We start from the raw sequence: 13,211 nt of genomic DNA, 5'->3' as shown, positions 1-13,211 counted from the left end.
AATGAAATTCCAAAAAATATTTACTGCCATTGCCGCTGCTGGTTTAGCTTTCAGTACAGTAGCTGTTGAATTCCAATCTGCCGCTCCTCGCTTGGGTCAAGTAGGGGCTGACGGAAGTTCTATGGATGTCCGTGTTATAGCTCACGCCAAAGCAGGGCAATTGGAAGCGATGAAAAGCGCTTTGGTTGCTCATGGCGCGACTTTCCATGCCCAAAAAGACGACTGGGTTTCTGTAAGCCTTAACGTTAACGCACAAAACTACACCGAGTTAGAAAGCATTGCTTCTGTTGATTTTGTTGAAATCGATCAGAAAAGATCATCTATTCCAATGGATGTTCAGAACCTGACTCCTGAGCAATTCGCAGCTCTAGCTGACGGCGACCTTTATCGCTGGGTAGGTAATGAAGCGGTTCCTTACGGTATTGATGCAGTACAAGCTTATGGCTTCGCTCCAGGCGCGAACATGCCTAAAGTCTGTATCGTTGATACTGGTTACAACCTGGGCCATCCTGATCTACCTTCTACTAACGTTGATGGTACAAGTGAAGGTGCTGGTGCATGGAATTCTGATGGTCACGGTCACGGTACTCACGTAGCAGGAACTATCGCAGCTCTTGGCGGTAATGACCAAGGTGTTGTCGGTGTTATCTCTGAATCTGCAAACCTTTACATCACTCGTGTATTCAACAGCTCTGGCAGCTTTGTTTACTCTTCAGATCTTGCTGGTGCAATCGAAGATTGTGCTGATGCAGGTGCGACAGTAGTCAGTATGAGCCTTGGCGGCATCATCAATACTAAAGCAGAAGAGAAATCTATTCGCAAACTGGCTGACAAAGGCGTATTGATGATTGCTGCGGCGGGTAACGATGGTGACGCGACCCACAGCTACCCGGCATCATACGATGATGTAGTGTCTATCGCTGCGGTTGACGTAAACAACGAGCAAGCTTACTTCAGCCAATATACTGCTCAAGTACAGCTTTCTGGACCAGGTGTTTCTGTTGCTTCAACAGTACCTGGCGGATATGCGCTATATAGCGGTACTTCAATGGCGACGCCGCACGTATCTGCGGTAGCTGCATTGGTATGGTCTCACTTCCCTAACTGTTCTTCACAAGAAGTTTTGCAAGCATTAAAAGCATCTGCAAAAGACTTGGGCGCTCCAGGTTATGACTACCAAACAGGTTATGGTTTGGTTCAGGTACAAGGTGCCTATAATTATCTGGCTGACAATGCATGTAAATAATCTGGTTTTACTTGTTTAGAGCCTGCTCTTCTAAAGTTAAGCCAGAGTCATTGAAAGAACAATTTAGACAAGCAAAAGGGCGAATGAAAATTCGCCCTTTTTATTTATTTCTTTCCTTCTTTCGTTCCAAGCTTTAAGAACTTTCTTTAAAAGCTAATCCCCATCATGTCCGTTAACGATATCCGACAGCTTTTTCAGTCGTTCCACTGCCAGGTGATTCATTGAACCTTTGGGATAACGGTTTTTGCTGGATAACTCCCCGGCTTTTTTCCCGGTTAACAACGACAAGGCATCATCCACAGTTTCCGCAGTATAAATATGGAACTGGCCTTTCTTCACGGCATTGATGACATTATTGTTCAGCATCAAATTAACCTGATTCGGCTTGGGAATAATCACTCCTTGAGTCCCTGTTAAACCACGTTCCTGACAAACATGGAAGAAGCCTTCAATCTTCTCATTAACCCCACCAACCGGTTGCACTTGCCCGTACTGGTTAATAGAGCCCGTAACCGCAATTTCCTGATTAATCGGTACGCCTGTTAACGCTGAGATCAACACTATAAGCTCCGCCAAAGAAGCGCTGTCACCATCAATGTGACCATAGGATTGTTCAATCGCGATATTGGCACATAAAGTAAGCGGAAAATCGAGCGCGTACTTATGCCCTAAATATCCCGTTAACAACATGACACCTTTTGAGTGAATTGAACGCCCAAGTTCAACTTCCCGTTCAATATCCACAACGCCATTCGAACCCGGGTATACCGTAGAAGTGATCCTCGTTGGCGTACCAAATACGCTATCCCCAATTTCAAGTACCGTTAAGCCGTTCACTTTACCAACGGCAGTGCCTTCAGTGGCAATCAGGATCTGCCCTTCCTTGATATCATCCAGCAAAGATTGGCTGATGCGCCCACTACGACGCTGCTTGGCATCCAGCGCTTTCTCAATATGCGTCACATCCATTTCTGTGGATTCATCCTGACGGCAAAAATAGGTCGCTTCTTCCAGCAATTCGATAACGTTAGCAAAACGAGCCGACAAACGCTGCTGATGCTCAGCCAAACGTAAGCTGTACTCCACCAACCGACTCATGGCCGACTTGGAAATACCATTTAGTTGCAAACGGTTAATGTGATTACGAACTCGTCCAACAAAGTCAAACAGCGTGGTTCTATCCAGGTTGATTTCATGATCAAAATCCACCAGCACTCTGAACAGTTCGTCGAACTCATCATCATACTCCTGCATGCCGTAATACAAATCACGGGTTCCCATCAATATCACCTTAACATCAATAGGAATAGGCTGAGGATTCAAGGTGATAGAGTTCACCATGCCATAGTCATGCTGGGAAATATCGATCTTGATCGTGCCGAATTTCAACGCCAGTTTCAGCGATTCCCAAACGAAGGGCTGCTGGATCATCTTATCGGCATCCAGCAGCAAGTAACCGCCATTCGCACGGTGTAACGCTCCTGGACGGATCATGCGATAGTTGGTATACAAAGAACCATGAATATTACTGTATTCAATGCGTCCAAAAATATTCTGGTAGGTCGGGTTTGGCTCGTAAACAACAGGCGCACCGCTATCCAGGTCATGCGTTGTTAAGATATTAGGCAGGTACTGCTCTTCCAGAATACTACGCTTATCAAACTCATCGTGTTTTTCATCTTTGGTGTCGGAAGACAGCACTTCAACCACAGTTTGTGCCAGATGCCCCTTCAATTGACGCAAAAACTTTAAAATTCCCAACTCAGAGGAATACTTGTGTTCCAGTTCTTTTAATAGAGGACGAATGCCTTCTTCTGCGGTTTCGCGCTTCAAGTTACGCAATTTTTCCGATACCGCTCGCTTCCATTGCGGCATTTCGATCAGGCGCTCACTTAAAACCCCCTCCAGCTCGTCAATCAAGTTGTAATAGTATTGGCGCTTTTCATCTGATAGCTTGGCAAATTCTTCATCATCAATGGGTTTGCCATCAATAATAGGGGAAAAGCTGATAGAACCATTGTCTTCATACAGCGCTAATTCTTTCTTCTGAGCATAGAGCTCCAATTCATCAATAACGCCGTTATATAACTGGTCATATTCGCGATTAATCGCCGCTTTTTTACGCTGATAGCCAGGGTTATCAAACACCGCCGGGAAAGTATCCAGCAGTTCATCAATCAGCAAGCTCATTTCTTTTTGGAAACGCTTGCCTTCACCCGGGGCAAGGCGCAAAGCGTAAGGCTCTCGCTCATCGTCAAAATTATTGATGTAACACCAGTCATCGGGAGAATCTACTCTGCCGGCAGCTTGCTTTTCAACATACTCATGCACAAGTGTGTATCGCCCGGTGGCAGGCTCACCCATAACATATAAATTGTAGCCAGAGGCATTAATCCCCAAACCAAAACTCAATGCTTCTCTGGCGCGCTCCTGACCAATAAATGTTGTCTGCATAACAGAGTCATCTTTCAATGCCGCGTCAATCAGGCGATTATTTGGCTTGGCGTATAATTGTTGGTACTCAAGAGGTTGGGCTTTTGTCATTTGTATTATTCCATTCCTCAGATAATTGAATGTTGGCACATGCCGGAAAACGGTGCCGAATAAGTCAGGTATTTATCATATATACCGACGATCAATTCTATGTTTATTCTAAATAGCTGTGTTTAATTGTCAGTCACCCATAGAGATTTATCGCAAACTCGCCGTGGATACTTCCATCCAGGCTCCACAGCCGCTTCGTCGATTCATCAAGTGAAAAGCAGGGCTGAGGGTTTGCTCCTAATTCTCTACAGGTGACTGATAGTTTGGAACAGGTATTTAGGTTTATCATTATGCATGACTTAATGATGCTTTACCGCTGCTAATTGTTAAGGTTCGAAACACCAGCATTAACATTCAGCCATGTTGACCTGATTAAACACCAGTGAAACCTTTATCCCGTTGAGAGTCAAATGCGAAATTCACACAAGTTGGCAAGCGCTTAGTTTTCACCCACTTTCAAATCCGGTTATACTCACCAAAATGCTTAACCAAAACCAATAACACCATGAAAAATAAATTATTGTTTGCCTGCTTTTCACTTCTTGTCTCTCATTTCGCTCAAGCCAAAGTGATCAGTAATACCGAGTATGGATTTACTATCGAAAATGAAAGCATCATCAAACATTCTCCAGAAAAAGCATGGCAGTGGTTTATTTCAGATATCGACCAGTGGTGGCCAAAAAGTCATAGCTGGTGGGGTGAAAAAGGCACATTCACTCTGGATGACTACGCTGGCGGCTGCTTTTGTGAAAAAACTGATGCCAAAACAGGTAACTCTGCTGAACATATGAGAGTCAACTTTGTCGATAAACACAAGTTATTGCGTATGACAGGTGGGCTAGGCCCTCTACAAGGGATGGGAATTTATGGCGCGCTTGACTGGCGCTTTGAACAGACAGAACAAGGCGATACCAAAGTCACTCTGCGTTATCAGGCTAATGGCTATAATCCAGAAAGCTTTAAAGAACTCATACCTATTGTTGATAAAGTTCAAGCGATGCAACTTGGCGCGTTGGTTGAATATGCGAATAAGCAAGTGATGCAACAATAAACCAAATAGCAGGGATGGCGGTTCAAAGCCAGTATCTTAGTCACAAGCCCAATGAATGCTCTTTTAATCGTTTGCGTTTTATACAAGTGGTTATATGTCACCTTATTATCCTTGATGTGGTATGACGTTTGAAGAATGGCCTGTTCCCCTCGGTTAACCCCCTGACTAAATTAGCAAAACGGAAGAATATTAAAAGCAATTCATCAGGGATGATGAATTAGGGCTGCTCGGTGCATGGATGCACCGTGAGACCGGCTTTCAATATTCGAGAAGCACAGGAATAGGTTAACCGTTGGGGCTGATTTCTTTTGGTTACTTTTCTTGTTCAGCTGACTATTTATTAATTTGGGAAAAGTAACTGGCGCGTCCGAAGGACGTGTCATACAAGAAACCCAAAGAAATAACAAAAGCTAATTATCATTGATGAATAGAATCTATCCGACATAAAAAGATGTAACCAAGAGACAGGCTCAAGGCCGCTATGCCTCAATCACAAGAAAAAATAAAACAGTCACGCCCCCCAAACAAGCCGTCATGCTGATGTCTATCAGCATCTCCTCTCTTTATTTCCCTTCTCATGCAGGGCTACGACCCTGCATACATGGATAACAATGAGTTATTAAACTAATCAGACCAGCGAACATTATTTATTACCCATTTTGGTGTTTATATGACAGTATTTACATCTTTGTCATATTTCAGTTACAAAAATTTGTTCCTATAGGATCCCAAAAACAAGTAGGCACTAAAAAATACAAGAACCAAGGAAACTATCATGCAATTTACAAGAAGAAAATTCCTGCAAACCTTGGCTGTCACAGCCTCCAGCGCCGCATTCACATCAACATTGGTGGGCTGTGGAGACAGCAAATCTGGCACAGTTACCGTATTCACACCCACTCCGGTGAACATTGATAATAACGGCCAATACTTCCCGCAATCGGTCGCTTCCGGCGATCCAAAATCCGACTCTGTTATCATTTGGACTCGTGCCATTAAAGACTCCGCAGACGTTCCTCTTGTATTGCAAGTTTCCACCGACGACAGCTTCGGCACAGTCGTTGTTGAATTTGAAGCCACAGCACAAGCCAGTGCCGATAACTGCATCAAGATCCGTGTCGCAGGTTTAAGCCCTGATACACATTACTACTACCGCTTCCTGATCAACGGCGCAGATGAAATCATCAGCAGCCGTATCGGTCGCACCAAGACCGCACCGGCAGAAGACAATGAACGCAATGTTAAATTTGCCTTTGTTTCTTGTCAGGACTATATCGGTCGCTACTACAACACCTATCTTTCAGTATTGCAGCAAGACGACCTGGACTTTGTTGTGCATTTGGGTGACTACATTTATGAAACCACGGGTGACGACTCATTCCAGAGTGGTAATGAAGTTCGTAATATCGTGTTTGATGATCAGGAAGGCGCTTTAACCATTGGTGTAGGCGACTCGGCATTTTATGCAGCCGCCAGCTTAAGCAACTATCGTCAGCTTTATAAAGAATACCGCTCTGATGCGTTGCTACAGCAAGTTCACGAGCGTTTCCCGATGATCGTAATTTGGGACGACCATGAATTCTCTGACGATTCATGGCAAGACAACGCCACCTATACCGATGGCGCAATGGGTGAGCAAAACCTGGAACGTAAACGCAATTCCGAGCAGGCTTTCTTTGAATATATCCCAATGGATCATGTTGCCATTCGTGGCGAAGATGGTTCTTCAAGCGACAGCTTGACCGTTTCCGAAGAACACTTGTATCCAAACACGCGTATTTACCGTGACTTCCGCTTTGGTAAGCACTTGCATCTGGTCATGAGTGATTATCGTACTTATCGCCCTGACCATATTATTCCAGAAGATGCGTTCCCCGGAACGGTGGCGATGGATCAGGCAACAACCAGTGGATTCTTGCTGGCTACCGGCATGCCGCAAGCACAGGTTGATGCAACCGTGGCGCAATTGTCTCCGTACGTGAATATTGATGACGCGCCTTTCGCGCCATATAAAGCAGCATTTTTAGAAGTATTCACCGGCTTATATATGCAAGCTCTGGCAGCAAAACTGCCGCTGAGTCAGGAAGAATTACTGGCAAAAGCACAAGGCTATGCCGTCGCCAATGTACAAGGCAAATTAGCGACCAGTTATCTGAACCTTGTATTGTCTGGCGCCAAAGCGCAATTACCCGCAGAGCACCCACTTCAACAGCTTCCAGCGTTACCAGAAGCCGGCGTTGAACAAGGTATCGCTTTCTACACCTTGGCGAAAACCGCATTATTCGACAATCTGGGCAGCCGTTATCTGGTTATTAAAGACACTTACGATCTGTACGCTGCATACAAAGAATATGTGGCTAACCTGCAAGGTGGCACGGCTCAGAATGCCTGGGCAACCGAACAAACCAACTGGATGGCGCAAACCTTCGCAACATCCGATGCCACATGGAAGATGCTAGGTAGTTCAGTCTCCTTCTCCCCATTGATGTTCGACTTGTCAGCAAGCCGTCCATATTCTGGCTCGGTTGCGCTGGAATCCGCTCTGGGCTCAGGCTTATTGCCAGCAGCATTGCAACAACGCTTCTATATTAACGTTGATCACTGGGATGGCGCACCGCAATTCAAATCAGGCTTTATCAAAGATGTACTTGCCAGCAACGGTGTAATCACACTAGGCGGCGACATCCATTCAACCTATGTCACGGAACATGCGGCACATCCAGCAACGGGTAATAAGTCGTTTAACTTTACGACGTCATCGGTTTCATCCGGCACATTTGGGAGCTTCCTGCAACGCGGTATGAACTCGGTATTATCCCAATTGGGCGATGTACCCGATGCGGTAAGCCAGTTACCGTTCTTCTTCAACATTTTGATGGAAACCGCTACCAAGCGCTCTGATATCGCTGACGACTTAGCCTTTGCGGAAATGTGGCAACACGGCGTTGGTATCGTCACCGTGTCGGCTGACAACGTACAAGTGGAATTCCATAACGTTAACAGCGAAATTAATGGTGAATCGACCATCACCAACAGCTACTACGATGCAGCCGATGAATTCCTGGCGATGGTAGACGTACACAAATTCCGTGTAGCGGGTAATCAGCTGGAAAAACTCGATTAACAGCCTTTCAAGCTGTCTCATAATTCATACAATATCAAAGCTCCTGTGCTTAGGCATGGGAGCTTTTTTCGTTAAGACCAAAATCCGTACATGCAGGAAGATATATGAGCACAGTCTCAATCCACAACACCGAACATTACCAATGGGGAGAACCCAACGCCAAAGGACAAAGATGTGATGGCTGGCATCTGGTGAAAACGCCAACCTTGAATATTATTCAGGAGCGAGTACCTCAAGGCTGCGCCGAAGTTAAGCATTATCACCAACATGCTGAGCAGTTTTTCTTCGTGCTGGAAGGGATAGCAACAATAGAGCTGGAAAACCAATTGTATGAACTCTCGCCTCTCCAGGGCTTGCATGTTCCGGCAGGAAAAGCCCATTTATTGCGTAATGATCAAGAACAAGACTTGATATTTACCGTAACATCCACGCCGCCCAGTCATGGTGATAAAATCCTTGTATAACTCACTTGCTTGCCATCACCTTAGTTGTTGCAAGTGAACTAACCTTGTTGCAAACACGTCGGCTCGCCGACGTGCCCATATCCAGACAGGAATCAATACTGCCGCGAGTATCAGACTGGATATAACGATACGACTGTATAAAATTGAAGCTCCCAACACCTCAAAGTATGAAAGCCCACAAAACATCAAAATAAACATAGTTGCCATACCATACACTAACCATTGAGTACATTTGGCCAGTAAAATATTACGCATATATTGCTGTTTCATGAGCTCTAGATAACTTCCTGTACTGGCATAACGTTGCATTACTGCCCCCCTTCTCAACCAAATCAAATATCCGGTAAACAGTATCGCTATGACTCCAACCACGACCAGCCATAGAACCTCAAACCAATGTAGTTGCTCGTACAAAAACAAAAGCAATAACGGAGCAACAGTTATTCCAACTAAATCCAGTGATAAATAAGCCTTTTGTTTATTCCTCTCTTTATTCCATAACTTCTTTAACTCTTCAGTATCAGGCAATTTAACTTCCTGTTGTTGCCACAATCCAGACAAAGATTCACGCTCATTCATCACTTTTTACTCTCTGCATCAGCACGGTTTTAGCACGATTCAATATCACGCCAACATTACTTTTTGTTAATCCACAGACTTCCGCTATATCATGATAATCCAACCCTTCCATAGATAGAGTCACCACTTGTCTTTGGGTCACTGGAAGCTCGCGGACGGCTCGTAATAGTCTCGCCACTTGATCTTCCTGCTGAAGTTTTCTGTGAGGAGACACATTCTCGTTTCCTTGTTCGTCATTAAAAGGATCAGGTTTGATCTGACGTGTCTGGTAAGCCACATGATCAACGCCTCTGTTGTGAGCGACCCGAAGCACATAAGTTTTTAAACTGCTATTACCCTGATAACGCTGCAAAGCCTGCCATACTGACAAGCACATCTCCTGAAACAACTCTTGTTGTAGAGAGAAATTAGCTTCATAGCTAGCTGCTACACGCCCCAAAATAGCACCATACTCAGCCATTATTGTTTCAAATTTCAGTTCCAATATTATTCACCCGGGAATTAAACTGCACACATCTCTCCTATCTACTGTTGTCCAATAGTCGCTATCCGTCAGAAAAAATTACAAGCCAATGTAATTTTTTTACAAACAATCAGACTATAGACATTGAACACCTTATTTAAACTGGAGAACACTATGGAAACAGTAATATTTATTAGCCTCTTCGCAATTGCATTTGTTTTGCAATTTGTCCTTGAAACACTGGGTAAGACCAAAGGTTGGCAGTTCGCTAACAGATTGCTCAATGATCCGGAAGGAATGATGCATACACATAGAGACACAGCCCCTGAAAATATTGAACATCACGAAATCACAGCATTAAAAGAACGCATTCAGGTGCTGGAAAAACTGATCACCGATCAGGCTTTTGATATGAAAAAATCATTATAAGAACATTAGCCCTATGCTCCCCAAATAATTGGGGCAATATTGTCGAGCACGAAAGCAAAGCGAATGGGGGCACTACACGCCCCCTGACTTTCACTGCAACTCATCCAAACTCTGATGAAAATGCACAAACTGCTTAACATGGTGATCAGAAATCTTTTGCTGGATCTTTTTCTGAATCTCCGGGGAATTGCAGATGATATGCACCGGACGCTCTTCTCTGGCGATGGATGACAACATGGTTTTCACAGCAACCAACCCTGTCATATCAATAAAAGGCACGCCTCGAATATCCAGAATAAAGCGTTTTACGTAGTCATGCGTGAATTGATAGCGCTCGAAAGCTTTTTCAATGGTGCCGAAAAACAAGGGGCCTCGAACCCGGTACACAACCGTACCTTTAGGAAATTGCGGCGCATTAGTCGGCACACCAACAACAAGCTCGTTGGTATCACCTTCAACTTCCACCTGCGTCATTTCCATCACACGTTTTATCAACAACAATGACGCGCAAATCATCCCGATACCCACGCCCGCCACCATGTCGATAAACACGGTTAAAACAAAACACACCAGCAACACCACCACATCACTGCCGGGCGCAATCTGCATGGTACGAATGAATTGCTTGTAGTGAGACATGCGATAAGCCGTATGGATCAATAAAGCCGCCAACGCAGCCATAGGCACATAACTGATATAGGGAGCCAGAATAAGCACGTACAACATGATCAAGACAGCATGAATACTGGACGCGAGTGGAGACCGAGCGCCGTTGTTGATCACGGTCGCGGTACGAGCAATGGCTCCGGTTGCCGGAATACCTGCCGCCAACGCTGAGAAAACATTGCCAACGCCAATGCCTGTCAGTTCCGCATTGGGGTCATGTTTGGTTCCCGCCATGCTGTCTGCCACCGTCGCCGACAACAAAGACTCGATAGCCGCCAATATTGCAATAGCAACGGCGGGGAATAGCAGATCATGAAACTCGGTAAAAGTAGGAATTGTAAACAATTCACCGGGAGAAAAGGTAGGCCAACTGAATACTGGAGGATAAGGCGGAATTCCCGATACCACCTCTCCTTCTGCGCCGGTATAGCTAAACTTGCTACCGATGGTGGCAACCTCATAACCCATCGACGTAAACGCCAGAGCCAACCCAGTACCGACCAGAATGGCCGTCATCGCAGCGGGCATAAAAGGAACAATGCGCTCACCCCAAAACAGTAGCGCCAGGGTAACAACCCCCACGACCAATGTAGCGGGTTGTAATGAAGAAAAGTGAGCCCCAATCAGCGACAGTTTCTGTATAAAAGAACCATCGAAACTGGCAATGCCCAAGCCCATAAAATCATTCAACGACAACACCGCCAGCACCACAGCAATTCCGGCGGTAAAGCCCGTTGTAACAGGATAAGGCACATAATTGATTAATCTCCCCAATCGAGAGATTCCCATACCTATCAATATGACACCGGCAATAAGCCCCGACCAGACAATGCCTCTTAGCCCGTGCTGGCTCACAATTGGCGCCAAAATCACCACAAACGCTGCCGTTGGGCCACTTACCTGCCAAATAGAACCGCCCAACAAAGGAACAATAATCCCTGCCACAATCGCAGTGTACAAACCATGTTGCGGCGGCAGCCCAACGGCAATGGAAAGCGCCATTGAAAGCGGCAAAGCAACCAGAGAAACCACAAAGGCAGCTAACAAATCGTGGCGGAACATAGAAGCATTGTATTGCTTCATTGAACCTCGTAAGGCTGAAGCAACCGGAAGGAAAGACGGGTGTTTATTCATTGATTCACTACTTATTTTTGGAAGGTGATGCATAAAGCTCACACCTCTTTAGTGTAAGAGCTGAAATCACGCTTGCAAAGGGAATGTAGGAAGCTTATTAATAAATGTAAAACTGCCTCCTTGTAACATATAGAAAATACACAAAGAGAGTATAAAGATATATTTTAAATTACTGAGATAAAAAAAGAAAAATAAACAGACAGAATACATTCAAGTGAAAAAGAACAAGATAAACTGACTAAAGTGAAAACTCTATTCCTGTCTTCTTTTCCCCATCGTCACAATAAGCCAAAAGCTGTAGCCCGACACATGCATATCTTGGTTTCATCTTCCCAGTACTAACAAAACGAATGTTTAAACTAAACCACCCTTGACCACCGCAAGGAACAGTCTCGACCAGATAGTTCGGAGGGCCAATAATCTCTTCCACATCACCTAAGTATTTCCCATCGCTGCCCACACTAAAACCAGAAGTCGACCTATGCTTAAATTTTTTTAGAAGAACTTCAGTCACCAACATAAGCAAGCATCTTTTCACTTCTAATCCATAAACGTCAATATTTCCATATCCGAACCACTCTTCTAAATCACATAATCTGTCATCAGACCATACAAGCCCAGTAATTTCACCATAAAAAGGAAACACTCCAGATTCAATCAAACCTCGCAAGTGGATGTGCTTACAGACCTTTTTCATCCAAAACTTAACAAATTCTTCGATGCTACTAAGCTCTTCAAAATCTACGGACGAAATATTCATCAATAACCTTCAAACCCTATTATTCACATAATTAATTCTCCATAAGCGCACACATATCTGACAACAAACTCAAAGCGTAAATCAATTTATGGAATTTTTTATTTCCTTTTAGCTATGTTCCGTTTTTTTTAAACGCTGCGAAACAAGCTTGGAGTAATTACTTATACACAACTCGATATCTGCATCTGACGGTTCCTGCCATGTCTCATTACGCAAACTAAACTCACTCCTTTCCGTTGAAAAATATTGAACTCCTATTTCCAATGCTTTTTTAGGATTACGCTTTCTATTTGGCATACCAATCTCCCACTACTTCTCGACCGGGATCAGATACGTACGATCCAGTAACAAGTAAAAGTAGTTCAAATTTAAGTTCAGTTACCAAGATATCCCCTCTAAACGCCCTATACTCAGAGTAATCTACGTTGTGACACGTAAACCACGTAGTTTGTTCGAGCCAAATGAGCTGAATCTGCTTCAACCACAAAATTGGGATACCTCTTACCGTAACTGAAATATAGAATAACCTAAATAAGTTATCCTAATAATATTTTTTTGTTATGTTACCGATAATTACCATGCAAAGATCAAGCCACACTACAAACCAAGCGGGAAAGCATTTTTTCTTGTTATTTTTCAATAAATTAAATCAACAGATATTGACCGCTTGTTAAGTTACACAGAAATTTCCTTCACACTCGAGCGAAAACGCCCCCATACCCTATCAACAAATAACTTTTAACCCCTATTT

The 13,211-nt window shown here is 44.2% G+C and carries 11 protein-coding genes; 5 read left to right on the top strand and 6 right to left on the bottom strand.

Annotation, left to right across the window (positions count from 1 at the left end):
• The first annotated feature begins 1 nt into the window (after nt 1).
• Nucleotides 2–1,246, top strand: coding sequence for a S8 family peptidase (locus KIH87_RS06245; protein ID WP_232360679.1), 1,245 nt, complete (start codon nt 2–4; stop codon nt 1,244–1,246).
• Nucleotides 1,247–1,399: 153 nt separating this feature from the next.
• Here the strand turns inward: KIH87_RS06245 and KIH87_RS06240 are convergent, their stop codons facing one another.
• Entirely contained in the window at nt 1,400–3,790 is a 2,391-nt protein-coding gene (locus KIH87_RS06240; protein WP_232360678.1) for a Lon protease family protein, read from the bottom strand.
• Between the two features lie 505 nt (nt 3,791–4,295).
• Here KIH87_RS06240 and KIH87_RS06235 point away from each other — a divergent pair.
• From KIH87_RS06235 to KIH87_RS06225, 3 genes are all read left to right on the top strand, one after another.
• The gene (locus KIH87_RS06235; protein ID WP_232360677.1) at nt 4,296–4,841 is read left to right on the top strand and encodes an SRPBCC family protein; all 546 of its coding nucleotides are present in this window, start codon (nt 4,296–4,298) and stop codon (nt 4,839–4,841) included.
• A 775-nt stretch (nt 4,842–5,616) separates the two neighbouring features.
• Nucleotides 5,617–7,965 carry an alkaline phosphatase D family protein gene (locus KIH87_RS06230; RefSeq protein WP_232360676.1) on the top strand — a complete coding sequence of 783 codons (2,349 nt, stop codon included), beginning with the start codon at nt 5,617–5,619 and terminating at the stop codon, nt 7,963–7,965.
• Nucleotides 7,966–8,069: 104 nt separating this feature from the next.
• Nucleotides 8,070–8,429 carry a cupin domain-containing protein gene (locus KIH87_RS06225; protein ID WP_232360675.1) on the top strand — a complete coding sequence of 120 codons (360 nt, stop codon included), beginning with the start codon at nt 8,070–8,072 and terminating at the stop codon, nt 8,427–8,429.
• A 15-nt stretch (nt 8,430–8,444) separates the two neighbouring features.
• Here the strand turns inward: KIH87_RS06225 and KIH87_RS06220 are convergent, their stop codons facing one another.
• Together KIH87_RS06220 and KIH87_RS06215 are read right to left on the bottom strand one after the other, a co-directional pair.
• Nucleotides 8,445–9,008 (bottom strand): hypothetical protein, encoded by a 564-nt coding sequence (locus KIH87_RS06220; protein ID WP_232360674.1) that lies wholly within the window; start codon nt 9,006–9,008, stop codon nt 8,445–8,447.
• The gene (locus tag KIH87_RS06215) at nt 9,001–9,468 is read right to left on the bottom strand and encodes an RNA polymerase sigma factor (RefSeq protein WP_408635802.1); all 468 of its coding nucleotides are present in this window, start codon (nt 9,466–9,468) and stop codon (nt 9,001–9,003) included. Before KIH87_RS06215 ends, KIH87_RS06220 begins: the two co-directional genes overlap by 8 nt.
• 177 nt (nt 9,469–9,645) lie before the next feature.
• Here KIH87_RS06215 and KIH87_RS06210 point away from each other — a divergent pair, with 177 nt between their 5' ends.
• On the top strand, nt 9,646–9,900 hold the full coding sequence (locus KIH87_RS06210) for a hypothetical protein (protein WP_232360672.1): 255 nt from the start codon (nt 9,646–9,648) through the stop codon (nt 9,898–9,900).
• 90 nt (nt 9,901–9,990) lie between these two features.
• Here the strand turns inward: KIH87_RS06210 and KIH87_RS06205 are convergent, their stop codons facing one another.
• The 3 genes from KIH87_RS06205 to KIH87_RS06195 all read right to left on the bottom strand — a co-directional run bounded on the left by KIH87_RS06205 (nt 9,991) and on the right by KIH87_RS06195 (nt 12,757).
• Entirely contained in the window at nt 9,991–11,700 is a 1,710-nt protein-coding gene (locus KIH87_RS06205; RefSeq protein WP_232360671.1) for a SulP family inorganic anion transporter, read from the bottom strand.
• Between the two features lie 238 nt (nt 11,701–11,938).
• The gene (locus KIH87_RS06200) at nt 11,939–12,460 is read right to left on the bottom strand and encodes a hypothetical protein (RefSeq protein WP_232360670.1); all 522 of its coding nucleotides are present in this window, start codon (nt 12,458–12,460) and stop codon (nt 11,939–11,941) included.
• Nucleotides 12,461–12,568: 108 nt separating this feature from the next.
• Nucleotides 12,569–12,757: a hypothetical protein gene (locus KIH87_RS06195; protein WP_232360669.1), complete on the bottom strand. Its 189-nt coding sequence runs from the start codon at nt 12,755–12,757 to the stop codon at nt 12,569–12,571.
• Nucleotides 12,758–13,211: the final 454 nt, after the last annotated feature.

Source organism: Paraneptunicella aestuarii, from assembly GCF_019900845.1.
Classification (GTDB): domain Bacteria; phylum Pseudomonadota; class Gammaproteobacteria; order Enterobacterales; family Alteromonadaceae; genus Paraneptunicella; species Paraneptunicella aestuarii.
The sequence above is the reverse complement of the archived record's forward strand: the minus strand, read 5'-3'. Positions and strand labels throughout refer to the sequence as shown.

Bases quoted from the DNA above. Each gene is read 5' to 3' on its own strand.
- KIH87_RS06235 (WP_232360677.1), top strand. From the start codon at position 4,296: ATGAAAAATAAATTATTGTTTGCCTGCTTTTCACTTCTTGTCTCTCAT.
- KIH87_RS06220 (WP_232360674.1), bottom strand. From the start codon at position 9,008: ATGAATGAGCGTGAATCTTTGTCTGGATTGTGGCAACAACAGGAAGTT.
- KIH87_RS06225 (WP_232360675.1), top strand. From the start codon at position 8,070: ATGAGCACAGTCTCAATCCACAACACCGAACATTACCAATGGGGAGAA.
- KIH87_RS06215 (WP_408635802.1), bottom strand. From the start codon at position 9,468: ATGGCTGAGTATGGTGCTATTTTGGGGCGTGTAGCAGCTAGCTATGAA.
- KIH87_RS06240 (WP_232360678.1), bottom strand. From the start codon at position 3,790: ATGACAAAAGCCCAACCTCTTGAGTACCAACAATTATACGCCAAGCCA.
- KIH87_RS06210 (WP_232360672.1), top strand. From the start codon at position 9,646: ATGGAAACAGTAATATTTATTAGCCTCTTCGCAATTGCATTTGTTTTG.
- KIH87_RS06195 (WP_232360669.1), bottom strand. From the start codon at position 12,757: ATGCCAAATAGAAAGCGTAATCCTAAAAAAGCATTGGAAATAGGAGTT.
- KIH87_RS06205 (WP_232360671.1), bottom strand. From the start codon at position 11,700: ATGAATAAACACCCGTCTTTCCTTCCGGTTGCTTCAGCCTTACGAGGT.
- KIH87_RS06200 (WP_232360670.1), bottom strand. From the start codon at position 12,460: ATGAATATTTCGTCCGTAGATTTTGAAGAGCTTAGTAGCATCGAAGAA.
- KIH87_RS06230 (WP_232360676.1), top strand. From the start codon at position 5,617: ATGCAATTTACAAGAAGAAAATTCCTGCAAACCTTGGCTGTCACAGCC.
- KIH87_RS06245 (WP_232360679.1), top strand. From the start codon at position 2: ATGAAATTCCAAAAAATATTTACTGCCATTGCCGCTGCTGGTTTAGCT.